This is a genomic window from Aromatoleum toluolicum, assembly GCF_012911005.2.
GTDB lineage: Bacteria > Pseudomonadota > Gammaproteobacteria > Burkholderiales > Rhodocyclaceae > Aromatoleum > Aromatoleum toluolicum.
In genome coordinates, this window is record NZ_WTVS01000022.1 from 29,600 (window position 1) to 53,715 (window position 24,116).

Consider the following 24,116-nt stretch of genomic DNA (forward strand, 5'->3'; position numbering starts at 1 on the left):
GGGTCGTCCGGTATTGCTTACAGCTTCTGCGCGGCCATGTACTGGTCGTAACTGCCTTCGGCGATGCCCTGCCACTGGTAGGCGTCGGCAAGGAAGCGCGAGTAATCGGCGTAGACCTTCTTCCAGCTCGGGTTCTTGCTGTTCAGCTCGGCATAGACCTCGCGCGAAGCCTTGAACGCGGCGTCCATGACATCCTTGGGCAGGCGCTGCAGCTTGGCGCCTTCGGCGATGAGCTGCTTGAGGGAGGTCGGGTTTCGCGCGTCGTAGCGGGCGAGCACCTCGATGTGGGCGTCGGCGGCGGCCTGGCGCACGATGGACTGGTATTCCTTCGACAGGCCGTGGTACGCCTTCGCATTCACGAGCAGGGAGAACTGGGTGCTGCCTTCCCACCACGCCGGGTAATAGTAGTTCTTGGCGACCTTGTGCAGGCCCAGGCGCAGGTCGTCGTACGGGCCGATCCACTCGGCGGCGTCCACGGTGCCCTTCTCCAGCGCCTGGTAGATCTCGCCGGCGGGGATGTTCTGCGGCACGGCGCCCAGCTTCGTGATCACGCGACCGGCGAAGCCGCCGATGCGGATCTTGAGGCCGTTGATGTCGGCGACCGACTTGATCTCCTTGCGGTACCAGCCGCCCATCTGCGCGCCGGAGTTGCCCATCATGAAGTTCACGATGTTGAACTGGGCGTAGAACTCGCGCAGCAGCTTCATGCCGTTGCCGTCGTTCATCCACGCGGCCATCTGGCGCGCGTTCATGCCGAAGGGGATGGCGCAGTCGAGCGCGAAGGTCTCGTCCTTGCCGAAGAAATAGTAGGGCGCGGTGTGGGCGCACTCGATGGTGTCCTGCTGCAGCGCGTCGACGACGCCGAAGGCGGGGACGAGTTCGCCGGCGGCATGCACGCTGACGGTGAACTTGCCGCCCGTTGCTTCGGTCACGTTCTTCGCGAAGGTTTCGGCGCCACCGAAGAGGGTTTCGAGCGATTTCGGGAAGCTCGACGCCAGGCGCCAGCGGATGGCCTGCTGTGCGCCGACGATCGCCGGCGCCGTGCCTGCAGCGATGATTCCGGCGAGGCCGGCGTTCTTCAGGAATTTGCGACGTTCCACGAGATGTCTCCTCTCACGTGTGTTGCTGGTTGTAATGGCTCGGAGAGTACTTCGTTCGGAGTAGGCCGAAAAAGCCGCGGAAAACCCTAATAAGCGGCAGCGGGCGCGCGAGCTGCGTCGCGGCAGTGGGCGCGCGCCGCTATGGCGCCGCAGCCCGGGACGGGTGCCGCTGCGGTCTGCCCCGTCTGCGGTCGGCTACTCAGAGCTTCTGCGCCGCCATGTACTGGTCATAGCTGCTCTCGGCGATCGAGGTCCACTGGTACTGCTCCTTCATGAAACGGGAGTAGTCGTCGTAGATCTTCTTCCAGTTCGGATTCTTGTCGTTGAGTTCAGCATAGACCTCGCGCGACGCTTTGAATGCCGCGTCCATCACGTCCTTCGGCAGGCGACGGAGTTTCGCGCCTTCCGAGATCAGTTGCTTGAGTGCGGGCGGGTTGCGTGCGTCGTAGCGCGCCTGGGTGATGACGTGCGACTCGGCGGCGGCGCTGCGCACGATGGACTGGTATTCCTTCGACAGCGCGTTGTAGGCCTTGGCGCTGACGTAGAGGGTGGTCTGGGCGCTGCCTTCCCACCATGCCGGGTAGTAGTAATAGGGCGCGACGCGGTACAGGCCGAGCTTGAGGTCGTCGTGCGGGCCGACGAATTCGGTTGCGTCGAGTGCGCCCTTTTCCAGAGCCGAGTAAATTTCGCCCGCGGGAATGTTCTGCGAGACCACCCCGAGCTTGGCGAGCACGCGCCCGCCGAAGCCGCCGACGCGGAACTTCAGGCCGTTGAAGTCGGCGACCGACTTGATCTCCTTGCGGAACCAGCCGCCCATCTGCGCGCCGGTGTTGCCCATCGGGAAGCTGATGATGTTGTAAGGCGCGTAGAACTCGCGCAGCAGTTTCATGCCGTTGCCGTCGAACATCCAGGCGTTGAGCTGGCGTTCATTCATGCCGAACGGGATCGCGCAGTCGAACGCGAAGGCTTCGTCCTTGCCGAAGAAGTAGTAAGGCGCGGTGTTGGCGCACTCGATCGTGCCCTGCTGGATCGCGTCGACGACGCCGAACGCGGGGACGAGCTCGCCGGCGGCGTGCACGGTGACCTGAAACTTCCCGCCCGTCATTTCCGAAACGCTCCTCGCGAACACTTCGGCTGCGCCGATCAGCGTGTCGAGCGACTTCGGGAAGCTCGATGCGAGGCGCCAGCGGATGTTCTCCTGCGCATGGACGATTGCCGGCGCGGTGCCGGTGGCGAGCACGCCGGCGATGCCGGCCCCTTTGAGAAACTTGCGACGTTCCACGATCTCTCCTTGTTATCCGTTCTGGAATCGAGACAATGACGAAGGGATGATCCGGGATGCGAGGCAGTCGCACCGGATCGCGCGCCGAATCATAGCCCAGCACGATGGAATTGCCACGACTGCGCTGCGGTCGCGCGCCGGAAGCGTTCAGCGTCCTGCAACCTTCATGCGTTCGATGAGGATCGAGCCGCACAGTTTCGAGCCGCGCGGCAGCGCGTCGTTGCCGATGGCGACGATGCTGCGGAAGATGTCGCGCAGGTTGCCGGCGATGGTGATTTCTTCCACGGCGTGCTTGATCTTGCCCTTCTCGACCCAGAAGCCCGCCGCGCCACGCGAGTAATCGCCGGTGACGTAATTGACGCCCTGGCCGAGGAGCTCGGTGACGACGAGGCCACGGTCCATGTGCTTGACCAGCGCGGCGAAATCCATATTGCCCGGCTTGACGATAAGGTTGTGCGAGCCGCCGGCGTTGCCGGTGGTCTGCAGGCCGAGCTTGCGCGCCGTGTAGGTCGACAGGAAGTAGCCCTGCAGCACGCCGTCGGTGACCACCTCGCGGTCGTGCGTGGCCACGCCGTCGCTGTCGAAGGCGCTGGAGCCGAAGCCCTTGGGCAGGTGCGGGCGCTCGGAGATGTTCACGAGCGGCGAGAACACAGGCTGGCCGAGGCTGTCGAGCAGGAAGGACGACTTGCGGTACAGCGAGCCGCCGCTCACCGCATACACGAAGTTGCCGATCAGCGACACGGCGAGCGGCGCTTCGAACAGCACGGGTACTTCGCAGGTCTTGATCTTTTTCGCGCCGAGGCGCGCGAGCGCACGTTCGGCGGCGCGCCGGCCGACCGATTCGGCCGACATCAGCTCGGCGGCGTCGCGGCGCGTGTCGTACCAGTATTCGCGCTGCATGGCGTCGCCTTCCCCGGCGATGACCGAACACGACAGGCTGTGGCGCGAGCTGGCGTAGCCGCCCATGAAACCGTTGCTGTTGGCGGAGATGAAGTGCGATTCCTGCGTCGAGACGCTGGCGCCTTCGGAATTCGTGATCTTCGGGCTGGCCGCGAAGGCGGCGTCCTCACAGCTGCGCGCGGCGGCGATGGCCTCTTCGACGCTCGGGCGCCACGGGTGGTGCAGGTCGAGGTCGGGGCAGTCCGTGGCCATCAGCGCGGCCTCGGCGAGTCCGGCGCAGGGGTCGGGGGCGGTGAAGCGCGCGATCGAGACTGCCGCGTCGACGGTCGCCTTCAAGGCCGCCTTAGAGAAATCCGAGGTGCTCGCGTGGCCGCGCTGCTGGCCGAGGTAGACGGTGACGCCGATGCCCTTGTCGCGGTTGTACTCGATCGTGTCGACTTCGCCCTTGCGCACCGTCGCGGACTGGCCGAAGCCTTCCGAGACGTCGGTTTCGCAGGCCGATGCGCCGCGCTTCTTCGCGAACTTGAGGATGTCGCTGGCGATTTCCTGCAGGCGGTCGGAGGAGAAGGAGAAGCCTTGATCGGACATGGGCGGGAGACCGTTGAGCAAAGGCTATAATCTTACCCCGTTCCCACCGACTGTACTTTTCATGAGCCACGCGCACCACGACGAAATGCTGCCGGACGACGATTCGGGCGTTCCGGAGCCGCCCAGCAAGAGCCAGCGCAAACGCGAGATGCATGCGCTGCAGGATCTGGGCGAGCAGCTGGTGGCCTTGTCGCTGGACCAGCTGAAGAAGGTGCCGCTGCCCGAGTCGCTCGCCGATGCGGTGCGCGAGGCGAAGCGCATCACCAGCCACGAGGGGCGGCGGCGCCAGATGCAGTATGTCGGCAAGCTGATGCGCAACGTCGATCCGGCGCCGATCCAGGCGCAGCTGGATGTTTTCAACGGCATCTCGAAGGCCGAGATCGCACGCCAGCACCGCCTGGAGCGCCTGCGCGCCGAGCTGCTCGAAGACGAGAAGACGCTGCAGGCGATCGGCGAGCAGTGGCCCGAGGCGGACTTCCAGCAGCTGCGCACGTTGCGCCGCAACGCGCTCAAGGAGCGCGAGCTGAACAAGCCGCCGCGCGCGTTCCGCGAGATCTTCCGCATCCTGCGCGACCTCGATGCCGGGGCGGGCCAAGGTGGTGGAGAGGACGCCGCGGTCGACGCTGCCGCCGACGAATGAGCCGAAGAATGTGGGATATGGAGGCACGATGAGGGAAGAAATCACCATCGGCCTGGTCTCGATCAGCGACCGGGCTTCCGACGGGACCTACGAGGATCAGGGCATCCCGGCGCTGCAGGACTGGCTCGCGAAGGCGCTGACTTCGCCGTGGCGCGCGGAGACGCGGCTGATTCCGGACGAGCGGCCGATGATCGAGCGCACGCTGCTCGATCTCGCCGACACCGCGGGCTGCTCGCTGATCCTGACGACCGGCGGCACCGGACCGGCGGTGCGCGACGTGACGCCGGAGGCGACACTGGCGGTGGGCGAGAAGGAGATGCCCGGCTTCGGCGAGGAGATGCGCCGCATCAGCCTGAACTTCGTGCCCACCGCGATCCTGTCGCGGCAGGTCGCGGTGATTCGCGGCAAGTGCCTGATCGTGAACCTGCCGGGGCAGCCGAAGTCGATCCGCGAGACGCTGGAAGGCTTGCGTGAGGCCGACGGTACGGTCGCGCACGTCGGCATCTTCGCGGCCATTCCCTATTGCATCGATCTCATCGGCGGGCCTTACGTCGAGACCGACGAGGCCGTGATCAAGGCTTTCCGGCCGAAGAACGCGATCCGGCCGAAGCAGGGCTGAGCGGCCAAGGCGATCACGAGCGCCGTGTTCCTCCCCCTTCAAGGGGGAGGTTAGGAGGGGGATGGGTTTCGGCGACGGCTGCGTAACCCATCCCCACCCCAGCCCTCCCCTTGAAGGGGAGGGAGCGACCGTGCAGTACTCAACCTGACATCACGTAATTGCTTGCCTGCGTACTAATAGCGCGGTGATTTCGCGACCAGCGGGATGACCTTCCCGCCCGGCATCGGGCGCGGCATGCTCGCCGCGATCTGGCGGCGGCGCTCCTGCTCGCGCCACCAGCCGCGCATGCCGAGGAGGGCGGCGAGGATCAGGCCGTAGATCATCGGTTCGAGGATGTCGGCCTTCACCAGCCACCAGTAATGCACGATCGCGAGGATGCCGATCGCGTACACGGAGCGGTGCAGCGACTGCCAGCGGCGTCCGCCGAGGCGCCGGATCGCGTAGTTGTTCGACGTGACGGCGAGCGGGATCAGCAGCACGAAGGCGGAAAAGCCCACGGTGATGAAGGGCCGCTTCATGATGTCGTGCGCGATCGATTGCAGGTCGAAGAACTGGTCGAGCCAGAAGTACGTCGTGAAGTGCAGGCTGGCGTAGAAGAACGCGAACAGGCCCAGCATGCGGCGCAGGCGCAGCAGCCAGTTGAGCCCGGTGAGCTTGCGCAGCGGCGTGACGGCGAGCGTGATGAGCAGGAAGCGCAGCGTCCAGTCGCCGCTGCCGCGCGTGATCGCCTCGATGGGGTTGGCGCCGAGGGCGTCGTCGAACCAGCGCTGCATATAGAGCGCGAACGGCACGAGGCACAGGGCAAACAGCAGGGCCTTGATCGCGGCGAGCTGGGCGGCGGACGGGGGCTTGGTCATCGGGCGGGTCAGAAGGACTTGCGCAGGTCCATGCCCTGGTACAGGCTCGCAACCTGTTCGGCATAGCCGTTGAACATCAGCGTCGGGCGCTTGCGGAATTCGCCTATCCGTCGCTCGGTCGCCTGGCTCCAGCGCGGGTGGTCGACGTTCGGGTTCACGTTCGAATAGAAGCCGTACTCGCTCGGCGCGGACTTGTTCCACGCGGTGCGGGGTTCCTTGTCGACGAGACGGATCGCGACGATGGATTTGGCGCTCTTGAAGCCGTATTTCCACGGCACGACGACGCGCACCGGCGCGCCGTTCTGGTTCGGCAGCACCTCCCCGTACAGGCCGAGTGTGAGCAGCGTCAGCGGATGCATCGCCTCGTCCATGCGCAGGCCCTCCGTGTAGGGCCAGTCGAGCACCGGGCGGCGCAGCATGATTTTCGGGTCGTAGTGGGTGACGAACTCGACGTACTTCGCGCTGCCTTGCGGATCGACCTGCCTGAGCAGCGCTGACAGCGGAAACCCGACCCACGGGATCACCATCGACCACGCCTCGACGCAGCGCAGGCGGTAGATGCGTTCCTCGAGCGGCGCGAGCTTGAGCAGCTCGTCGATGTCGAAGGTGCGAGGCTTGCCGGCCAGCCCCTCGACGCGCACCGTCCACGGACGCACCGCGAGCTTGCCGGCGTTCGCGGCGGGGTCTTCCTTGTCGGTGCCGAATTCGTAGTAGTTGTTGTAAGTCGTGACCGACTTGTACGGCGTCTGGGGCTCGTCGCTGCTGAAGGGCGAACGCGCCAGCGGACCGAGCTTGGCTGCGGCGGCGCGCGCTTCGGCTGGAAGTCCGGCCCACATCGCGGCACCGGCGGCGAGTGTCGCACCGGCGCCGACGAGGAAGCGCCGCCGGTCCTCGAACAGGGCTCGCGGGGTGATTTCCGACGGCAGGATGTCGCTGGGCTTGAGGATTCGCATCGCGTCACGTCATGGGGAGAAAGATTGCTCATTCGGCATCTGCATGATGCCGAAGTTCCGGTTGAGTGGGGAATCTGCCCCGCTCGATGCGGGGCGACCGTCAGGGCGCGATCTGGTGATAGACGCTGTTCGCGAGCGGCAGCAGCGTGTCGCGGCCGAACTGGCCGGACAGCGCATAGGCGAAGCGGCCGTCCACCCAGTAGAACACGCCCACTTCGCCCTGCTGCGCGTAGCGGAACGCGGTCGTGCCGGCGCCGTCGTCGCGCACGCTGAGGTACAGCGTGAGGCGGCGTCCGCCGTCGTTCTCGTACATGAACTGGGCGCTGGGGCCGTCGGTCGCCGGCAGCAGGCGCCCGCCGAGCAGCGCGAAGCCCTGCTCGCGCAGGTCGGGCAGTTTCACCGGGGCGCCGAGGCGCTTCGTCAGCCAGGCGACGAGATGCTGTTCCTGGTCCGCGCCGACTTCGACGGGATGGCGGACTTCGGGCGCATACACCGCGTGGGCGACCGCGGCGCGATGCGGCAGGGATGCGAGGGTGTCGCCATCGGGGGCGGAGGTCTGACCCAGGTGGTAGCCGACACCGGCGCCCGCAAGCGCGCCGACGGTCATCCAGGCGGCAACGGCGGCGAACCGGAGCGTCCGCACGGGGCGGCGCCGTTCGAGCGAGGCACGCAGGTGTGACGGGACCGGCTCGGCGAGGAGCGGATCGTAGGCGCTGCGCAGCGCTTCGCTATCTGCGCGCCACCCGTCGATGCGCGCGGCGCGTGTCGGATCCTCGGCCAGCCAGGCGTCGACCTCGGCGCGGCGGGCGGCGTCGAGTCGCCGGTCGACCCAGGCGTGCAGATCGTCTTCGCAGATCGGGCGTGGCATGGCTATTTCACAACCTTCAGATAGTCGGGTACGGCGGATTGCCCGGCGAGCACCTGACGCAGGCGCTCGCGCGCACGGGACAGGCGCGACATGACGGTGCCGATGGGCGTGCCCAGAATGCGGGCGGTGTCCTCGTAGCTCATGTCTTCCAGCGCGACGAGCAGCAGGACTTCACGCTGCTCGGGGGACAGCTGCTGCAGGGCGCGTTCCAGTTCGCGCAGCTCGATGCCGTCCAGTTGTTGGGGGCGTACCGCGACCTCGGGCAGGTCTTCGGGGGGACGGAAGTCCATGGCGCCCGCGGCGCGGTACTGGTTCACGAACACGTTGTGCATCATCGTCAGCAACCAGGCGCGCAGGTTGCCCGGGCGCCACAGGCGACCTTTCAGCAGGGCGCGTTCGAGCGTGTCCTGCACAAGGTCGTCGGCACGTGCGGCGTCGCCCGTCAGGCCGCGCGCATAGCGGCGCAGGCGCGGGATTTCGGCGAGAAGGGCGTCGTCGGAGAACATGCAGGGCGGCGGTCAGGGGCGGGCGGTGTGCCAGCCGGTGTTGGTTCCGTCGTCGACGGTGCGGCCGGGCAGGCGGCGCATGTTCATGCTCGGGCTCCTCGATGGTGGCTGGTAATGCATGAACAGGCCGGCCGCGGGGTTTATTCCGCCGCGGCTCCGTCATCCGCCGTCAAGGCGTGTCACGCGGTCGGGAGCCACGGCGGACGCCAATCTTCGGCTAGAATCGAACGCTTGCCAACGCCACTCTGCAGAGTTTTCGCCATGTCCGCTTCAGTCAAGATCCACATCGACGACGTCCGCATCAAGGAAATCAAGGAGCTGGTGCCGCCTGCGCACGTGCTGCGCGAGTTTCCGGCGACCCCGAAGTCGGCGGAAGTGGCGTTCGAGGCGCGTCAGGCGATCCATCGCATCCTGTACGGCGCCGACGATCGGCTGCTGGTCGTGATCGGGCCGTGCTCGATCCATGATCTCGACGCGGCGCTCGAATACGGGCGCAAGCTGAAGGCCGAGGCGGCCCGCTTCAAGGACGAACTCCTCGTCGTGATGCGCGTGTATTTCGAGAAGCCGCGCACCACGGTCGGCTGGAAGGGGCTGATCAACGACCCGTATCTCGACAACAGCTTCCGCATCAACGAAGGCGTGCGCATCGCACGCAAGCTGCTGTGGGAAATCAACGAGATGGGCCTGCCGGCCGGGACCGAGTTCCTCGACATGATCACGCCCCAGTACATCGGCGACCTGATCTCGTGGGGGGCGATCGGCGCGCGCACGACCGAGAGCCAGGTGCACCGCGAGCTCGCGTCGGGGCTGTCGTGCCCGGTCGGGTTCAAGAACGGCACCGACGGCAACGTGAAGATCGCCGTCGATGCGATCAAGGCCGCGCAGTCGCCGCACCATTTCCTGTCGGTGACCAAGGCGGGGCATTCGGCGATCGTTTCGACGATGGGCAACGAGGATTGCCACGTGATCCTGCGCGGCGGCAAGGCGCCGAACTACGATGCGGCGAGTGTCGACGCGGCATGCAGGGAACTGGCGGCGTCGGGGGTGCCGGGCAAGGTCATGATCGACTTCTCGCATGCCAATAGCCGCAAGCAGCACCGGCTGCAGATCGACGTCGCGCGCGATGTCGGCGCGCAGATGGCTGCGGGCGAGGACCGCATCATCGGCGTCATGGTCGAGTCGCACCTGAAGGACGGGCGCCAGGATCTGGTGCCGGGCAAGGAGCTCGAGTACGGCAAGAGCATCACCGATGCGTGCATCGGCTGGGAGGACAGCGTTACGGTTCTCGAGATCCTTGCCGAGGCGGTGCGCCAGCGGCGCGTGAGCCACGGCGCCGATCTGGAGTAAGGCGGGTTTCCGCGCCGGTGTGGTCCGGCGCGGCTAGATGATTCGGTCTCTCCGGGCGGCCCGTCCGGGTCAGGCGTTCTTGCGCTTCTGCCACAGCACGTCGCCGCGGCCGCCGGCACGGTTGAGCACGCGGCCGAGCACGAACAGCAGGTCCGAGAGGCGGTTCAGGTACTGGCGCGGACCGTCATTCACCGCCTCTTCGAGCGCCAGCGCGACGAGCGCGCGTTCGGCGCGCCGGCACACCGTGCGTGCGTGATGCGCGAGCGCGGCGGGACGGGTGCCGCCGGGCAGGATGAAGTCCTTGAGCGGCTCCAGAGGTTCGTTGAGGCGGTCGAGTTCCTGTTCGAGCTTCTCGACCTGCTTCGTCGTGATCATGCTCATGCCCGGGATGCACACTTCGCCGCCGAGGTCGAAGAGGTCATGCTGCGCGTCGGTCAGCAGCGAGCGCACGTCTTCGGGCAGTTCCTCGCACAGCAGCACGCCGATGGCGGCATTGAGTTCATCGACTTCCCCGAGGGCATGGATGCGCAGGCTGTTCTTCGACACGCGCTTGCCGTCGCCCAGTCCGGTGGTGCCGGCGTCGCCGGTGCGGGTGTAGATCTTCGAAAGTCGATGTCCCATGGGGTTGATCCGTTATTTTGAGCTGGAAGGACCGAAATTATAGGCGATGGCCGCGCTGCGCATGGCGCCGGGCTTCGCCTGCGTCCGTTTCATCGGCTTACCGGGCAGGCATCGGTTAGAATCGTCGCTTCCGAACGACGCGGCGCCGATGCGGGGCCGCACAACCGAATGCCAGCCATGAAAAGCGCCGAAATCCGCGAGAAATTCCTCAAGTTCTTCGAGTCGAAAAGCCACCAGATCGTTGCCTCCAGTTCGCTGGTGCCGCACGAGGATCCCACCCTGCTGTTCACCAACGCGGGGATGAACCAGTTCAAGGACGTGTTCCTCGGCTTCGACAAGCGTCCTTACTCGCGCGCGACGACCTCGCAGAAATGCGTGCGCGCCGGTGGCAAGCACAACGACCTCGAGAACGTCGGCTACACGGCGCGGCATCACACCTTCTTCGAAATGCTGGGCAACTTCAGCTTCGGCGATTACTTCAAGCGCGACGCGATCGCCTACGCGTGGGAGCTGCTGACCGGGGAATTCAAGCTGCCGAAGGACAAGCTGTGGGTCACGGTGTACGCCGAGGACGACGAGGCCTACGACATCTGGACCAAGGAAGTGGGTGTGCCGGCCGAGCGCGTGATCCGCATCGGCGACAACAAGGGCGCGCGCTACGCGTCGGACAATTTCTGGATGATGGGCGACACCGGCCCCTGCGGTCCGTGCACCGAGATCTTCTTCGACCACGGCCCCGAGATCTGGGGCGGTCCCCCGGGATCGCCCGACGAGGACGGCGACCGCTACATCGAGATCTGGAACAACGTGTTCATGCAGTTCAACCGCGACGAGGCGGGCGTGATGCATCCGCTGCCCAAGCCGAGCGTGGACACCGGCATGGGTCTCGAGCGCATCTCGGCGGTGCTGCAGCACGTGCATAGCAACTACGAGATCGACCTGTTCCAGAACCTGATCAAGGCGGCGGCGCGCGAGACGAAGGTCGCGGACCTCGACAGCCCGAGCCTGAAGGTGCTGGCCGACCACATCCGCGCCTGTTCCTTCCTGATCGCCGATGGCGTGATTCCCGGCAACGAGGGGCGCGGCTACGTGCTGCGCCGGATCATCCGCCGTGCGATCCGTCACGGCTACAAGCTGGGCGCGCGGGCTGCATTTTTCCACCGCCTCGTGGCGGATCTGGTCGCCGAGATGGGCGAAGCCTATCCCGATCTGAAGGCCGCACAGGGGCGCGTCGCCGAGATCCTCAAGCAGGAAGAGGACCGCTTCTTCGCGACGATCGAGAACGGCATGGCCATCCTCGAAGCCGAGCTGGCGGCGATGGCGGCGGCCGACGTCAAGGTGTTCAACGGAGAGATGGCGTTCAAGCTGCATGACACCTACGGCTTCCCGCTGGACCTGACCGCGGACGTCTGCCGCGAGCGCGACGTGACCGTCGATGCGGTCGCCTTCGACGCGGCGATGACGCGCCAGAAGGAGCAGGCGCGCGCGGCGGGCAAGTTCAAGATGGCGGCGAACCTCGACTACGACGGTCCGGCGACGACCTTCCACGGCTACGAGCGGCTGGAGGAGCGCGGCAACGTGCTGGCGCTGTACAGGGATGGGGCGCCGGTCAATGAGCTGGTCGAGGGCGAGATCGGCGTCGTGGTGCTGGACGACACGCCGTTCTATGCCGAGTCGGGCGGCCAGGTCGGCGACCGCGGCGAGCTGCGCGGCGCGGCGGGGATCTTTGCGGTCGAGGACACGCAGAAGATCCAGGCCACGGTGTTCGGCCATCACGGCGTGGTGAAGACGGGCCGGCTGTCGGTCGGGCAGGGGGTGACGGCGAAGGTTGATGCGGCGGCGCGTGCGCGCACGCAGCGCAATCACTCGGTCACACACCTGATGCACAAGGCGCTGCGCGAGGTGCTGGGCGCGCACGTGCAGCAGAAGGGTTCGCAGGTCGATCCGGACAAGACGCGTTTCGACTTCGCGCACACCGCGCCGATGACGGCGGAGGAGATCCGCGAGGTGGAGGAGATCGTCAATGCCGAGATCCTCGCCAATGCGGCGACCGATGCGCGCGTGATGCCGATCGAGGATGCTCAGAAGACGGGCGCGATGATGCTCTTCGGCGAGAAGTACGGCGACGAGGTGCGGGTGATGACGATCGGTTCGACGCGGGAGCTGTGCGGCGGCACGCACGTCGCACGGACCGGTGATATCGGGCTGTTCAAGGTCCTGTCGGAGGGCGGTGTCGCGGCCGGGGTGCGCCGGATCGAGGCGGTGACGGGCGAGCTGGCGCTGCAGTACGTGCAGGAGCAGGAGCGGCGCGTGCAGGGCGTGGCGGCGTTGTTGAAGACTCAGCCGGACGAGGTCGCCGAGCGTGTCGCGGCGGTGCTGGACAATGTGCGTGCACTGGAGAAGGAGCTGGCGCGCCTGAAGTCGAAGCTGGCGGCGAGCCAGGGCGACGACCTGGTGTCGCAGGCGACCGACGTGAAGGGCATCAAGGTGCTGGCGGCGATGCTGGACGGTGCCGACGTGCCGACGCTGCGCGAGACGATGGACAAGCTGAAGGACAAGCTGAAGTCGGCGGCGATCGTGCTGGCCTCGGCGGCCGACGGCAAGGTGAGCCTGATTGCGGGCGTGACGGCGGACCAGACGGGCAAGGTGAAGGCTGGCGAACTGGTGAACTTCGTCGCACAGCAGGTCGGCGGCAAGGGTGGCGGGCGGCCGGACATGGCGCAGGCGGGCGGCACCGAGCCGTCGAAGCTGCCGGCGGCTCTGGCGGGCGTCGCGGACTGGGTGGCGGGTAAGTTGTAAGCCGCGGCTCGACGCTTTTGGGCTTGATCTGAAGAGCCCCGTCGGTCTTTGGCCGGCGGGGCTCTTGTGTTTTTCGGGGCGCGGCTTGTTTGCGTGCGGGACTCCGTGGGCGTCGTCGTCGCCTTTCCCCTCCGGGCAGACGTTCGCGGCCTTTGGCTTCCCGCCGGCCAGCGGGGGCGTCGGCGCAAACTCGGGCGCTGCGCGCCCTCAGACATGCGCCGCCGTTTTCCCCCGCAACGGCCCGGCCGGCGGCGCTCGCGACAGCCCTGCGGGGGAAGGCGACGACGCCTGGCGTGGTGCAGGTGCCTGACGATGGTGAATGTAGGGCGGGAGAAGCCGAAAGCGCATCCCGCCGACCCGGCGTCAATCAACACACAGTGAAGGCGGGATTCGCTGCGCTGCTCCCGCCCGACGGCGCTGTCGTCCGGCAGAAAGGAAAAGGCCCCGATCCCGGCATTTTCCGGCGATCGGGGCCTTGTGTTTGTTGTTATTGTTGTTATCGGATGTTCTTAGAACGGCAGCTTGAGGCCGGGCCAGACTTGGTCGATCGCGCTGCGGAAGGCATTCTGGATGCGTGCGATCGCGGTCTCGTTGTCCGCTTCGAATCGTAGCACGACCACCGGCGTCGTGTTCGACGGACGCGCGAGTCCGAAGCCGTCGGCGTATTCGACACGTACGCCGTCGAGGGTGATGATTTCGGTGGCGCCGTCGAAGCGGGCGGCTTCCTTGAGGCGGCGCACGAGTTCGAAGGGTTCGCCCTCGGCCATCTTGATGTTGAGCTCCGGCGTGCTCAGCGCATCGGGCAGGCCCTTCAGCACGGCGCTGGGGTCGGCGTGGCGCGACAGGATCTCGAGCAGGCGGGCGCCGGCGTAGAGGCCGTCGTCGAAGCCGAACCAGCGTTCCTTGAAGAACACGTGGCCGCTCATCTCGCCGGCGAGCGGAGCGCCGGTTTCCTTGAGCTTGGCTTTCACGAGGGCGTGGCCGGTCTGCCACATCGTCGGCTTGCCGCCGTGCTGGCGCACCCAGCCGGCGAGGTTGCGGGTGCATTTGACGTCGTAGATGATCTCGCCGCCCGGCACCCGTGACAGCACATCGGCCGCGAACAGCATCAGTTGGCGGTCGGGGTAGATGATTTCGCCGTCCTTGGTGACGACGCCGAGGCGATCGCCGTCGCCGTCGAAGGCGAGGCCCAGTTCGGCATCGGTTTCCTTCAGGGCGCGGACCACGTCCTGCAGGTTCTCGGGCTTGGACGGGTCGGGGTGGTGGTTTGGGAAGGTGCCGTCGACCTCGCAGAAGAGTTCGACGGTTTCGCAGCCGAGGCGGCGGAAGAGTTCGGGAGCGACGGCGCCGGCGACGCCGTTGCCGCAGTCGATGACGATCTTCATCGGGCGGGCGAGCTTGACGTCGGAGACGATGCGTTCGAGGTAGGCATCGACGACGTTCTCCTGACGGAGCTGGCCGGCGCCGTGCGCGAGGTCGTTGTCGGCGATGCGGCGGCGCAGATCCTGGATCAGGGGGCCGTACAGCGTCTGGCCGCCCAGCACCATCTTCAGGCCGTTATAGTCGGGCGGGTTGTGGCTGCCGGTGACGCTGACGCAGGAGTCGGTGCCGAGCTGGTAGGCGGCGAAGTAGGTGAGCGGGGTGGGCACGCAGCCGATGTCGACGACGTCGACGCCGGCGGCGCGGATACCGTCGGACAGTGCGCCGGCGAGCTCGGGGCCGGACAGGCGTCCGTCGCGGCCGACGGCGATCGCGCGCTGGCCGCGCGCCACGGCTTCCGAGGCGAGGGCGTGGCCGATGGCGCGCACGGCGTCCGCGGTGAGGGTGCGGTCGACGATGCCGCGGATGTCGTAGGCCTTGAAGATTTCAGCTGCCGGGACGGCGTAGGAGGTCGAAGTCATGGTCGGCGTGGTCTCTTGTGCAGAGGTCGGATTCAGGGGGCTGGCCGGACGCTCGCGCGCGCCGGGTCCGCCGAGGTGCGCAGGATAGCGCAGATGCGCGCTGCGGATGTGTCGGGACGGCGGAAAAAGCATAAGGGCATGTTGCAGTGCCGCATCCGCAGCGTCAGTGGACGATGCGCGGGCCGTCGTGCATGCCGGCGTGGTGCATTTCGGGGGCCGGCGAGGCGTGGTGCATGATCATCTTCCACCCGCGTGGTCCGCTCGCGTAGACGTTGGTCGCGATCATCGGCGGGGGGACGCGGTCGTCGCCCGGGAGGGCAACATGTTCGATGACGTTGTGCGTCGCGAGCAGGGAGTTGCCCGCGGTGACCCGCTGGGAAACGCTGACCGTGAGGCGGGCGCCGCCGGCAAACAGCTGGCGCCAGGATTCGAGCACGGCGCGCAGGCCGACGAGGCGGGCGCCGTCCGGGTGGATGCACACGACCTCGTCGTGGTCGGACCACACCTGCGTCATCGCGTCCAGGTCGGAGCGCGCGAGCGCGTCGTAGAAGGCGGCCTCGGCCTCCAGGGCGGTGGTGAAGACGGGGCTGGTCATGTGGGCTATGAGTGCTGGCGTGAGCGAAGGAACTGGTCCGGAAATGCGATGGGGGCATTGCTGCCCCCATTGTCGGTTAGTGCTTTCCGCTCGGTCAGTGGTGACCTTTCGGGCGCTCGCCGGTGAACACGTATTTGGCGCTGCAGTACGGGCAGACGGCTTCGCCTTCGGCCAGCACGTCGAGGAAGACACGCGGGTGGCGGGCCCACAAGGGCGCATCGGGGCGCGGGCAGTGCAGCGGCAGGTCGTGTGCGGTGACGGCGATCGTTTGGGGTTTGTCCTGGTTTTCGGCCATGGCGGAGGAATCCTCAGATGAAAGAGAGCCAACGCTCGTATTCGGGGGCGCGACCGTTGACGATGTCGAAGAAGCGCGCCTGGATCTTCTCGGTGATCGGGCCGCGCTTGCCGGCGCCGATGCTGCGGTTGTCGAGCTCGCGGATCGGGGTGACTTCGGCGGCGGTGCCGGTGAAGAAGGCTTCGTCGGCGATGTAGATGTCGTCGCGCGTCATGCGGCGCGATTCGAAGCGCAGGCCCAGTTCGCGCACGATGTTGATCACCGAGTCGCGCGTGATGCCGGTCAGCGCGGAGGCGATCTCCGGTTCATAGACCACGCCGTCCTTGATGACGAAGAGGTTTTCGCCCGCACCTTCCGCGACGAAGCCCTGGGTGTCGAGCAGCAGCGCCTCGTCATAGCCGTCCTGCGTGACCTCGAGGTTCGCGAGGATGGAGTTGGCGTAGGTGCTGGCGAGCTTGGCGCGCGCCATGGTGACGTTGACGTGCTGGCGCGCGAAGGACGAGGTCTTCACGCGGATGCCCTTCTCGAGGCCTTCCTCGCCGAGGTAGGCGCCCCACGGCCAGGCGGCGATGGCGACGTGCACGCGCGCGCCGCGGGTCGAGATGCCCATCTTTTCCGAGCCGTAGAAGGCGATCGGGCGCAGGTAGCAGGATTCGAGCTTGTTCGCGCGCACGACTTCCAGCTGGGCTTCCATGAGTTCTTCCTTGGAGAAAGGAATGTCCATCATGTAAATCTTGCCGGAGTTGATCAGGCGCTGGGTGTGCTCGGGGAGGCGGAAAATCGCGGTGCCCTTGGCGGTCTTGTACGCGCGCACGCCCTCGAACACGGACAGGCCGTAGTGCAGGGAGTGGGTCAGGACGTGCGTCGTCGCCTCGCGCCACGGCACGAGTTTTCCGTCCTGCCAGATGAAACCGTCGCGGTCAGCCATGGACATGGTGGGATTCTCCAGCGGAATTGTATTCAGGGGGGGAACCGCCCAGGAGGGCGGAACGAATTCGCGATTTTAGCGCAATCCCGGCGGGAATGCCGGGATGCGCGGCGATGGCGGCTTACTGCGGATGCCAGCCGATGATGAGCGTCATCGCGATGAAGCCGGCGACGTAGGCGACCGGGACGTGCCAGCCCTTGCGCAGCCACAGGACGGCGGAACGGGCTTCCGGATACATGTTCGAGAGGGCGACGCCGGCCGAGGAGCCGAACCACAGCATCGAACCGCCGAAGCCGACGGCATAGGCGAGGAAGCCCCAGTCGTAGCCGCCCTGGCGGATCGCCAGCGCGGTGAGCGGGATGTTGTCGAACACCGCGGAGACGAAGCCCAGCGCGAACGCGCTCATCAACGAGGCGGGCGGCAGTTCGCTGACCGGCATCATCGATGCGCAGCCCACCAGCGCGAGCAGGAAGATCGAGCCTTTGGCGGTTTCCGGCATGATCTCCCAGTCGTGGCGGCGCAGCTTCGCGGTGAGCAGGATCGCGACCCACACGGCGACGCCGATGAAGGGGAAGCTGCTGGCGATGCTGGGGGCGGCGATGTTGATCGTGACGTTGGTACCGATCGCGAGGCCGAGCATCAGCGCGACGATGAAGATGCGGCCCCAGTCGATGCGGGTGTGCTCGTGCGAGTGTTTGTTGATCGGCGACCAGGCGTGCTGCTGCTTGGCGGCGATGGTGCCGAAGATGCACAGGGCGACCGCGGCGCCGAGGGCCGCTTCGAGCACAGCGAGCGGAGAGATGCCGGCGATCCACATCATCGTCGTCGTCGTGTCGCCGACGACCGAGCCCGCTCCGCCGGCGTTGGACGCCGCGACGATGGCCGCGAGGTAGCCGATGTGCACCCTGGCGCGGAAGAGTTGATGTGCCATCGCGCCGCCGATCAGCGCCGCGGCAATGTTGTCGAGGATCGCCGAGATGAAGAAGATCATCACCAGCAGGGCGAACGGCCCCTTCCAGTCATGCGGCAGGAACTTGGGCAGGATCACCGGCACGTGGCTCTTCTCGAAGTGCCGCGCGAGGATCGCGAAGCCCATCAGCAGGCAGAACAGGTTGGCGAAGGTGACCCATTCGTGGCCGAGGTGGGCGAACCAGCCGGCGATGCCGGCGCCGGTCACGAAACCGGTGAACACGATCTTGTACAGGCTGATGACGGCGAAGCCGGTCAGCGCGACGTACAGGGTGTAGTGGTGGAACAGCGCCACGCCGAGCAGCGTGAACGCGAACAGGATGAAATCGACGGGAATGCCAGCGAGTGTGGGTGTCATGATCGTTGTGAGTGGGTCTTGTTCGGACGAGCTGTCTCCTTCGCACGATCTTTTTCTTGGTTTGACGCGGAGGGCCTTGAATGATAATGCCTCTCAGCCTCTTGTGCGCGTCGCGCGGGATGCTTCTGCTCGCACTTTCGCGCGTCGCGGCGGGCGTGGCGCGCTAAGATCGCACTTTTGCCTGCGATGGCTGCAATGGACAGAGTGTGGAAGCCGAATGTCACGGTGGCATCGGTGATCGAGCGCGACGGACGTTTCCTGGTGGTCGAGGAAGAAACGGCCGACGGACTGCGTTTCAATCAGCCGGCCGGCCACCTCGAGGCAGGTGAGTCGCTGGTGGAGGCGGCGGCGCGCGAGACGCTGGAGGAAACGGCGCACCGCTTCGTGCCCGAGTATGTGGTCGGGATCTATCAGTGGCCCGTGCCGCAGGGTGACATCACCTATCTGCGCTTCACGTTCGGTGGCACGGTCGGTGCGCAGGAGACGGGGCGCGCGCTCGATGCCGGCATCGTGCGGGCGTTGTGGCTGACGCGCGACGAACTGCTGGATTGCCGCGCGCGGCATCGCAATCCACTGGTGCTGCAGTGCGTGGATGACTGGATCGCGGGACGCCGTTACGCGCTCGAACTGATCCGGCACTATCCGGGCTGATTGCCGACGCGATGCGTGTCGCGCTGCTCGCCTGCGTGTCCACCGGTTTGTTCGCCTGGTTGCCGTTGGCGCAGGGGGCGGCCGCGGTCGAGGTGTGCTTCAACTACGGTTGCGCGAACCGGGTCGAGGTGGTGCTGGCCGAGGATGGGCTCGCCGGCGTGGCCGGGGTGCTGGCGCAGGCCACGGATGCGGACTCGGAACGCGCCGCGATTGCCCGGGCGGTGGGCATGATGCAACGTCTTTCCGCCGCGCAGGCCCCGATCGCAGCGGACCGCGGCGGCAATTACCGCGACGATGAGGTCGAGGGACGCATGGACTGCATCGACCATTCGACCACGACGACGCATTTTCTCGAGCTGATGGCCGCGCGCGGCTGGCTGCGCTTTCATCGCGTGCTGGCGGTCGAGCGGCGGACGCCCTATCTGGTGCTGCAGCATTTTTCCGCGGTGATCGAGGAAACGGACGCGCCGGGACCGCAGCCGGCCGTGCCGGGCGTGTCCGCGCCGGTGCCAGACTACATCGCGCCGATGCTGGCGCTATGCGACTGCGGCGAAGTGCTGGCCGACATCGGGCCGGGCGTCGTCGCACGTCCGGAGCTGGAGTCGGACGAGGTGCCGGGGCACAATCCCGGCGCACGCTTTGCGGTCGACAGCTGGTTCGTGGATCATGGCGAACCTGCGGTGGTGCTGCCGCTGGCGGAATGGCTGAATGGAGAAGGACCGAATGTCCAGTAAGAAGGACCCGAACGGGATGAAGGTGGTTGTCGGCATGTCCGGCGGCGTCGATTCCTCGGTGACCGCGCTGCTGCTGAAACAGCAGGGCTACCAGGTGACCGGCCTGTTCATGAAGAACTGGGAAGACGATGACGATGACGAGTACTGCTCGACGCGTCAGGATCTCGTCGACGTCGCGTCGGTGTGCGACGTGATCGGCATCGACCTCGAGGTCGTGAATTTCTCGGCCGAGTACAAGGACCGCGTGTTCGCCGATTTCCTGCGCGAATACGAGGCCGGGCGCACGCCGAATCCGGACATCCTGTGCAACTCGGAGATCAAGTTCCGCTGCTTTCTCGATCACGCGATGCAGCTCGGCGCGGACAAGATCGCGACCGGGCACTATGCGGGCGTGCGCGAGTGGGCCAATGACGGGCGCACCGAATACCAGCTGCTGAAGGCCGAGGATGGCACCAAGGACCAGAGCTACTTCCTCTACCGCCTGACGCAGGCGCAGCTCGCGAAGACGCTGTTTCCGCTGGGCAGCCTGTACAAGCGCGAGGTGCGCCGGATCGCCGCCGATGCCGGCCTGCATGTCGCCGAGAAGAAGGATTCGACGGGCATCTGCTTCATCGGCGAGCGGCCGTTCCGCGAGTTCCTGATGCGCTATCTGCCGACGAAGCCGGGCGAGATCCGCAACCTCGACGACGGGCGCGTGCTCGGCGAGCACCAGGGGCTGATGTACCACACCATCGGCCAGCGGAAGGGGCTGCACATCGGTGGCATCAAGGGCAAGCAGGACGAGGCGGGCGAGCACGATGCGTGGTACGTCGCCGCGAAGGACGTGAAGGAGAACGTGCTCTACGTCGTGCAGGGACACGAGCACCCGGCGCTGCTGAAGAGCAGCCTGACGGCGACGGAGCTCAACTGGATTTCGGGGCGCAACCCGCACACCCACTGGGTGTATACGGCCAAGCCGCGCTACCGCACCCCGGACATGCCGAGCGAGATCGACGCACTGGGCGACGACCGTGCCGAGATCGCGTTCGCCCAGCCGCAGTGGGCGCTGACGCCGGGGCAGAGCGTGGTCGTGTATGAATCGAAGGTGTGCCTGGGCGGCGGCGTGATCGTTTGAGCCGGCTCGCCCGGCGGCAGTTTGCGGACGCCCGGACGGCGCAGGTCGCGGTCCGGGCGTTGCCGTTTACGCGTTGCCCTTGTCGTCGAGGCCGCCCTTCTTCAGGAGCTTGGCAACGAGGGGATTGACGCCGGATGCGGCATTTGCCCCGCCCGACGCCTTCGCGAAGCGGTCGGGGGTGTCCGTGTTCTTCATGCGGCTGTTGATCTTGAGGCCGTTGAGTTTCTCGAGGTCGGTCTTTTTCATTGCGTATCGATCCTTGCCGCCGTGCGGGGCGTTGTGGAGCGCGGTTGTGCCGGATGCGCTCAGGGGGCGACCGGCGAAGGGTGCAGGCGCAGACAGAGGCCGCTGCGCCAGTGTTCGCAGCGTTCGACGTATTCGCGCGTGCTCTTGGGCATGGGCACCCGGGCGCGGGTGATGTAGCTCACGAGGTCGCGCCCCTGCACGATCAGGTTCATGCCGTCGACGGCGAGCTGCAGGTCTTCGGTGGTGGTCGCGCCGGCCAGGCGCGGCGTGACGCTGGCGAGCCGTTCCGCGGCAACGGCGAAGTCGGACCACACGTCGAAGATCGCCGGGTCGGTGCGCAGCGTCTCGCATTTCACCTTGGCCGCTTCGGTGAATCGCAGCGTGGGGTCTTCGATGCCTTCGAAGAAGCGCGAGCCGGCGAAGGTCTCGACCATCACGCCGCCGATGCGGTCAATGTCGCGCAGGGTTTGGGAGATCTTGATGTAGCGGCTGTCGTAGAAGGCTTCGATGGGGATCGAGAACGCGCGGAAGGGCTCGCCCCACAGCTCGTCGATGCCTTCCTCACCGCTTCGATGGCGCACCAGCTTGCCGAGGTTGAGTGCCTCCTGCAGGCAGAATCCGCATTCGCGCATCAGCGCGTTGTCGGTCTGGATCTCGATGCCGAGTTCCTGCATCTCCATCAGCTTGGTGAAGATGTCGGTGGCGCGGTTGAACAGCGCGCCCGCGAGCATTGCGCCCTTCACGCGCTTGCGGTCCGGGTCCTGCTCGGCGTCGTAGGACGCGCGCGTCTCGGCGAGGCGCTTGCCGGGGATGTTGATGCCGTGCTCGACATGGTTGAACAGGCGACGCGTGAGCCCCTCGATCAACTGTCGTTTCATGCGCAGCGAATCGGCCGGCGGCTCGTAGGCCTTGATCCAGTAGCCGTCGTAGAACACGCGTTCCACGCCGTCGATGACGCGCTTGGTGCCGTTGGCGGTGACGGTAGTATTCATCTATGGAATGCCCGGACGAGTTGAGCGGAAGGCGCGTGCGAGCGAACGGCGCCCCTGTCGCAGGGCGAATCTTACGGCAAGCGCCGCGTCCGCGATGTCGATTCGCGACATTTTTTGCGCCGCGCAAAGGGGGCGCCGCGGCGGCCGCAACCCGGCCGCGCTGCGGCCGGCGTCAGGCGAGGTCGGGGGGAACGACGGCGCGCAGCACGTTCTGGGTTTCGCCCTCGCGCACGCGGTTGCTGAACCACCACAGTGCGCCCTTCTTGATCGTCCAGTCGGCTTCCACGCCCGCGAGCAGCAGGGCGGCCATGCGCCCGAGCGCCGGCTGATGGCCGACGACGAGGCAGGGGCCGGCGGAGTCCGGCCAGCCGGTGGCGGCGAGCAGGTCGGCGACGCTGCCTTCGGGGCCCAGGGCGGGGACGATCTCGAAGCGGTCGGTGAAGGCGCTGGCAGTCTGGCGGGTACGCACGGTCGGGCTGACGAGCACGCGCAGGCGCTTGGGGCGGCGCTCTTCCAGCCAGGCGGCCATGCGCTGCGCCTGGCGCAGGCCGCGTTCGGTCAGTTCGCGCGTGTGGTCGGGACTGCCGTCGACCGCTTCGGCATGGCGCCACAGCAACAGATCCATCGTGTCCTCCGTGTCCAAAGGTGCGACAGCCTATGGGGCGAGTGTTGCCGCGCGATGACGGCTCAGCCGCGCGCCGCCGCCCACGGGGCGTCTTCGCCCAGCAGGCGCGCGACGTCGCGCAGCGCGCGGCGGCCGAGGCGGGCGTAGCCGGGGCCGTGCCAGCCGCACACGAAGGCCGCCGCGGCGCGCAGCTGCGGGTCGTCGCCGGCGTAGTGCGCGAGGCGGACGCGCGCGACATCGATGTCGTGCACGAAACCGAGCGCGTTCTGGGCGCGGACGATGGTCGCAACGTAGCGCCGGGTAGGCTTGGCTGGCAACAGCGGGGCGAAGAACTCGAGCGCATAGCGCAGGCGCTTGAGGGCGATGCGCAGTGCGTGCAGGTGGGTGCGGCTGCGGTCGGCCGCCGCGGCATGGCGGCGTCGGACCTTCTTGCGCAGGCGCTCGAGCTGGCGCACCGCGAAGTCGGCGAGCGCGCGGTCGCCCCGGGCGCCGTCGTCCGGCAGGGCGTGCAGTGCCGCGGTCAGGCCGATCATGAGGCGGCCCTGGGCGGCAGGGTCGAGCGCATGCACGGACTCGCTGCGCGCGCGCTCGCGTTCGGCGCGGATGCGCTCGGCCAGCGCGATGACGGAGTCGGCCTCGCTGCCGCTGTGCCCGGCTTCGTCGGTGGCCACCGGTGCGAGGATCTCGTTGTACAGGACGTCCAGATCGCGCGCTTCGGCGAAGGTGCGCGCGTTCTCGCCGAGGCGCGCGCGCCAGTGTTCGACGAATTCGGCGGGCAGGATCGGCGCGAAGAGGCTCAGCAGGGTGCGCAGGCGCCGCAAGGCGACGCGCAACTGGTGGATGAATTCGGGCGCGCCGTCCTCGGTCGCGCCGACGGCGTTGGCCTGCCACTGGCGCAGGCAGGAATAGGCGAGGGCGCGGAAGGCCGCGAGCGGCGAGTCGCCGGTGCCGATGGCCGACGCTTCGGCGCGCGCGGGCGCTTGCCGTGTGCCGAGGTGGAGCGCGTAGCCGCGTTCGGCCTTGCTGATGTCGCTGGGCATCAGCGGGTTGTCGGCGGCGAGGCGGCAGGCGAGCAGCAGCAGGTCGAGCGGCGTGCCGGCGACGAGTTCGAGCTCGAGTTCGCTGATCGGCGCGCGCCGATCGCCGGCGACGACTTCCCCGGTGTCGATCATCATCAGGATGCGCACCTTGTCGTCGGGCGCAAACAGGCGCGTTTCGCGCCGGAAGCGGGTCGAGAAGACGGGTGCGAGGTCGGGCGCGTGGCGGGTGAGGAGCTTGCGCACCTTGGGGGCATCGACCGCGCTGAAGTCGAAGCTGCCGGAAAAAGGCTGTTCCCACTCGGGTCGGCTGGTGAGGCCGGTCGTGGATTCGGCCGCGCACTTCACGGTCTGCAGTTCGACGCGCCCGTGCCGGCGGGTGCGCAGGGCGATCTTGCGCTCCTTGAGCCGCAGGTCCGGCGTGTCGAAATAGGTGTTGTCGAGCGTCTTGGCGCTCCCCTGGCGGGCGGCGCCGGCCACCAGCGGATGGCGCCGCAGCGCGGCCAGGGCCTTGGGGGGCAGCGCGAGTTTGAGTTCGATTTCCTGGCTCATGAGGCTCGTTCACCCGATGGTAGGGGGCTGATTCTATGC

General features: G+C 67.0%; 24 protein-coding genes. 7 read left to right on the top strand and 17 right to left on the bottom strand.

Translation table 11 applies throughout. The features are described from left to right. Positions 1 to 17: 17 nt before the first annotated feature. The 3 genes from GPA27_RS11995 to pmbA form a co-directional block, all read right to left on the bottom strand. Entirely contained in the window at positions 18 to 1,100 is a 1,083-nt protein-coding gene (locus GPA27_RS11995; protein WP_169140716.1) for a TRAP transporter substrate-binding protein, read from the bottom strand. Between the two features lie 199 nt (positions 1,101 to 1,299). Then, complete coding sequence (locus GPA27_RS12000; RefSeq protein ID WP_169140718.1) at positions 1,300 to 2,382, bottom strand: TRAP transporter substrate-binding protein; 1,083 nt, start codon at positions 2,380 to 2,382, stop codon at positions 1,300 to 1,302. A 147-nt stretch (positions 2,383 to 2,529) separates the two neighbouring features. Next, positions 2,530 to 3,870 (bottom strand): metalloprotease PmbA, encoded by a 1,341-nt coding sequence (gene pmbA, locus GPA27_RS12005; protein WP_169140720.1) that lies wholly within the window; start codon positions 3,868 to 3,870, stop codon positions 2,530 to 2,532. A gap of 61 nt (positions 3,871 to 3,931) precedes the next feature. Between pmbA and yjgA the strand changes: the two genes are divergently transcribed. After that, on the top strand, positions 3,932 to 4,510 hold the full coding sequence (gene yjgA, locus GPA27_RS12010) for a ribosome biogenesis factor YjgA (RefSeq protein WP_169140722.1): 579 nt from the start codon (positions 3,932 to 3,934) through the stop codon (positions 4,508 to 4,510). Between the two features lie 28 nt (positions 4,511 to 4,538). Further along, positions 4,539 to 5,129 (top strand): molybdopterin adenylyltransferase, encoded by a 591-nt coding sequence (mog, locus tag GPA27_RS12015; protein ID WP_169140724.1) that lies wholly within the window; start codon positions 4,539 to 4,541, stop codon positions 5,127 to 5,129. 173 nt (positions 5,130 to 5,302) lie between these two features. Here the strand turns inward: mog and msrQ are convergent, their stop codons facing one another. From msrQ to GPA27_RS12035, 4 genes are all read right to left on the bottom strand, one after another. Then, positions 5,303 to 5,986: a protein-methionine-sulfoxide reductase heme-binding subunit MsrQ gene (msrQ, locus tag GPA27_RS12020; RefSeq protein ID WP_169140726.1), complete on the bottom strand. Its 684-nt coding sequence runs from the start codon at positions 5,984 to 5,986 to the stop codon at positions 5,303 to 5,305. Positions 5,987 to 5,994: 8 nt separating this feature from the next. Next, positions 5,995 to 6,939 carry a protein-methionine-sulfoxide reductase catalytic subunit MsrP gene (gene msrP, locus GPA27_RS12025; protein WP_169140728.1) on the bottom strand — a complete coding sequence of 315 codons (945 nt, stop codon included), beginning with the start codon at positions 6,937 to 6,939 and terminating at the stop codon, positions 5,995 to 5,997. Positions 6,940 to 7,039: 100 nt separating this feature from the next. Then, the gene (locus GPA27_RS12030) at positions 7,040 to 7,807 is read right to left on the bottom strand and encodes an anti-sigma factor family protein (protein ID WP_169140730.1); all 768 of its coding nucleotides are present in this window, start codon (positions 7,805 to 7,807) and stop codon (positions 7,040 to 7,042) included. 2 nt (positions 7,808 to 7,809) lie between these two features. Then, complete coding sequence (locus tag GPA27_RS12035; protein ID WP_169140732.1) at positions 7,810 to 8,313, bottom strand: RNA polymerase sigma factor; 504 nt, start codon at positions 8,311 to 8,313, stop codon at positions 7,810 to 7,812. Between the two features lie 261 nt (positions 8,314 to 8,574). Here GPA27_RS12035 and aroG point away from each other — a divergent pair, with 261 nt between their 5' ends. After that, entirely contained in the window at positions 8,575 to 9,660 is a 1,086-nt protein-coding gene (aroG, locus tag GPA27_RS12040; protein ID WP_169140735.1) for a 3-deoxy-7-phosphoheptulonate synthase AroG, read from the top strand. Between the two features lie 69 nt (positions 9,661 to 9,729). Here the strand turns inward: aroG and GPA27_RS12045 are convergent, their stop codons facing one another. Next, positions 9,730 to 10,281: a cob(I)yrinic acid a,c-diamide adenosyltransferase gene (locus GPA27_RS12045; RefSeq protein WP_169140737.1), complete on the bottom strand. Its 552-nt coding sequence runs from the start codon at positions 10,279 to 10,281 to the stop codon at positions 9,730 to 9,732. 177 nt (positions 10,282 to 10,458) lie between these two features. Here GPA27_RS12045 and alaS point away from each other — a divergent pair, with 177 nt between their 5' ends. Continuing rightward, positions 10,459 to 13,080, top strand: coding sequence for an alanine--tRNA ligase (gene alaS / locus GPA27_RS12050; protein ID WP_169140739.1), 2,622 nt, complete (start codon positions 10,459 to 10,461; stop codon positions 13,078 to 13,080). Between the two features lie 509 nt (positions 13,081 to 13,589). Here alaS and GPA27_RS12055 read toward each other — a convergent pair. From GPA27_RS12055 to GPA27_RS12075, 5 genes are all read right to left on the bottom strand, one after another. Continuing rightward, positions 13,590 to 14,981, bottom strand: a complete 1,392-nt coding sequence (locus GPA27_RS12055; RefSeq protein ID WP_169140741.1) for a phosphomannomutase/phosphoglucomutase — start codon at positions 14,979 to 14,981, stop codon at positions 13,590 to 13,592. Positions 14,982 to 15,144: 163 nt separating this feature from the next. Then, positions 15,145 to 15,576, bottom strand: a complete 432-nt coding sequence (locus GPA27_RS12060; protein WP_169140744.1) for a YybH family protein — start codon at positions 15,574 to 15,576, stop codon at positions 15,145 to 15,147. 94 nt (positions 15,577 to 15,670) lie between these two features. Next, positions 15,671 to 15,871: a zinc-finger domain-containing protein gene (locus tag GPA27_RS12065; protein WP_169140746.1), complete on the bottom strand. Its 201-nt coding sequence runs from the start codon at positions 15,869 to 15,871 to the stop codon at positions 15,671 to 15,673. 13 nt (positions 15,872 to 15,884) lie between these two features. Continuing rightward, positions 15,885 to 16,805 carry a branched-chain amino acid transaminase gene (locus tag GPA27_RS12070; protein ID WP_169140748.1) on the bottom strand — a complete coding sequence of 307 codons (921 nt, stop codon included), beginning with the start codon at positions 16,803 to 16,805 and terminating at the stop codon, positions 15,885 to 15,887. A 115-nt stretch (positions 16,806 to 16,920) separates the two neighbouring features. Then, entirely contained in the window at positions 16,921 to 18,126 is a 1,206-nt protein-coding gene (locus GPA27_RS12075) for a citrate transporter (protein ID WP_169140750.1), read from the bottom strand. Between the two features lie 195 nt (positions 18,127 to 18,321). Here GPA27_RS12075 and GPA27_RS12080 point away from each other — a divergent pair, with 195 nt between their 5' ends. Genes GPA27_RS12080 through mnmA form a run of 3 tightly spaced genes read left to right on the top strand, consistent with a single transcriptional unit; the run spans position 18,322 to position 20,625 of the window. Then, positions 18,322 to 18,777: an NUDIX hydrolase gene (locus GPA27_RS12080; protein ID WP_169140752.1), complete on the top strand. Its 456-nt coding sequence runs from the start codon at positions 18,322 to 18,324 to the stop codon at positions 18,775 to 18,777. A gap of 11 nt (positions 18,778 to 18,788) precedes the next feature. Continuing rightward, on the top strand, positions 18,789 to 19,511 hold the full coding sequence (locus GPA27_RS12085) for a hypothetical protein (protein ID WP_211164960.1): 723 nt from the start codon (positions 18,789 to 18,791) through the stop codon (positions 19,509 to 19,511). A gap of 16 nt (positions 19,512 to 19,527) precedes the next feature. Beyond that, a complete protein-coding gene (mnmA, locus tag GPA27_RS12090) occupies positions 19,528 to 20,625 on the top strand; it encodes a tRNA 2-thiouridine(34) synthase MnmA (RefSeq protein ID WP_169140815.1) in 1,098 nt (365 codons plus the stop codon). Between the two features lie 66 nt (positions 20,626 to 20,691). Here the strand turns inward: mnmA and GPA27_RS12095 are convergent, their stop codons facing one another. From GPA27_RS12095 to GPA27_RS12110, 4 genes are all read right to left on the bottom strand, one after another. After that, positions 20,692 to 20,871 (bottom strand): hypothetical protein, encoded by a 180-nt coding sequence (locus tag GPA27_RS12095; protein WP_169140754.1) that lies wholly within the window; start codon positions 20,869 to 20,871, stop codon positions 20,692 to 20,694. Between the two features lie 59 nt (positions 20,872 to 20,930). Next, positions 20,931 to 21,863, bottom strand: coding sequence for a hypothetical protein (locus GPA27_RS12100; RefSeq protein WP_169140755.1), 933 nt, complete (start codon positions 21,861 to 21,863; stop codon positions 20,931 to 20,933). Positions 21,864 to 22,035: 172 nt separating this feature from the next. After that, on the bottom strand, positions 22,036 to 22,488 hold the full coding sequence (locus GPA27_RS12105) for a SixA phosphatase family protein (RefSeq protein WP_169140756.1): 453 nt from the start codon (positions 22,486 to 22,488) through the stop codon (positions 22,036 to 22,038). A gap of 62 nt (positions 22,489 to 22,550) precedes the next feature. Further along, on the bottom strand, positions 22,551 to 24,077 hold the full coding sequence (locus tag GPA27_RS12110) for a CYTH and CHAD domain-containing protein (RefSeq protein WP_169140757.1): 1,527 nt from the start codon (positions 24,075 to 24,077) through the stop codon (positions 22,551 to 22,553). Positions 24,078 to 24,116: the final 39 nt, after the last annotated feature.

Bases quoted from the DNA above. Each gene is read 5' to 3' on its own strand.
- mnmA (WP_169140815.1), top strand. From the start codon at position 19,528: ATGAAGGTGGTTGTCGGCATGTCCGGCGGCGTCGATTCCTCGGTGACC.
- GPA27_RS12030 (WP_169140730.1), bottom strand. From the start codon at position 7,807: ATGCCACGCCCGATCTGCGAAGACGATCTGCACGCCTGGGTCGACCGG.
- aroG (WP_169140735.1), top strand. From the start codon at position 8,575: ATGTCCGCTTCAGTCAAGATCCACATCGACGACGTCCGCATCAAGGAA.
- GPA27_RS12085 (WP_211164960.1), top strand. From the start codon at position 18,789: ATGCGTGTCGCGCTGCTCGCCTGCGTGTCCACCGGTTTGTTCGCCTGG.
- GPA27_RS12100 (WP_169140755.1), bottom strand. From the start codon at position 21,863: ATGAATACTACCGTCACCGCCAACGGCACCAAGCGCGTCATCGACGGC.
- GPA27_RS12095 (WP_169140754.1), bottom strand. From the start codon at position 20,871: ATGAAAAAGACCGACCTCGAGAAACTCAACGGCCTCAAGATCAACAGC.
- msrP (WP_169140728.1), bottom strand. From the start codon at position 6,939: ATGCGAATCCTCAAGCCCAGCGACATCCTGCCGTCGGAAATCACCCCG.
- GPA27_RS12080 (WP_169140752.1), top strand. From the start codon at position 18,322: ATGGACAGAGTGTGGAAGCCGAATGTCACGGTGGCATCGGTGATCGAG.
- alaS (WP_169140739.1), top strand. From the start codon at position 10,459: ATGAAAAGCGCCGAAATCCGCGAGAAATTCCTCAAGTTCTTCGAGTCG.
- msrQ (WP_169140726.1), bottom strand. From the start codon at position 5,986: ATGACCAAGCCCCCGTCCGCCGCCCAGCTCGCCGCGATCAAGGCCCTG.
- GPA27_RS12035 (WP_169140732.1), bottom strand. From the start codon at position 8,313: ATGTTCTCCGACGACGCCCTTCTCGCCGAAATCCCGCGCCTGCGCCGC.
- GPA27_RS12060 (WP_169140744.1), bottom strand. From the start codon at position 15,576: ATGACCAGCCCCGTCTTCACCACCGCCCTGGAGGCCGAGGCCGCCTTC.
- GPA27_RS12065 (WP_169140746.1), bottom strand. From the start codon at position 15,871: ATGGCCGAAAACCAGGACAAACCCCAAACGATCGCCGTCACCGCACAC.
- GPA27_RS12105 (WP_169140756.1), bottom strand. From the start codon at position 22,488: ATGGATCTGTTGCTGTGGCGCCATGCCGAAGCGGTCGACGGCAGTCCC.
- GPA27_RS12045 (WP_169140737.1), bottom strand. From the start codon at position 10,281: ATGGGACATCGACTTTCGAAGATCTACACCCGCACCGGCGACGCCGGC.
- GPA27_RS12070 (WP_169140748.1), bottom strand. From the start codon at position 16,805: ATGTCCATGGCTGACCGCGACGGTTTCATCTGGCAGGACGGAAAACTC.
- yjgA (WP_169140722.1), top strand. From the start codon at position 3,932: ATGAGCCACGCGCACCACGACGAAATGCTGCCGGACGACGATTCGGGC.
- GPA27_RS12055 (WP_169140741.1), bottom strand. From the start codon at position 14,981: ATGACTTCGACCTCCTACGCCGTCCCGGCAGCTGAAATCTTCAAGGCC.
- GPA27_RS12110 (WP_169140757.1), bottom strand. From the start codon at position 24,077: ATGAGCCAGGAAATCGAACTCAAACTCGCGCTGCCCCCCAAGGCCCTG.
- mog (WP_169140724.1), top strand. From the start codon at position 4,539: ATGAGGGAAGAAATCACCATCGGCCTGGTCTCGATCAGCGACCGGGCT.
- pmbA (WP_169140720.1), bottom strand. From the start codon at position 3,870: ATGTCCGATCAAGGCTTCTCCTTCTCCTCCGACCGCCTGCAGGAAATC.
- GPA27_RS12075 (WP_169140750.1), bottom strand. From the start codon at position 18,126: ATGACACCCACACTCGCTGGCATTCCCGTCGATTTCATCCTGTTCGCG.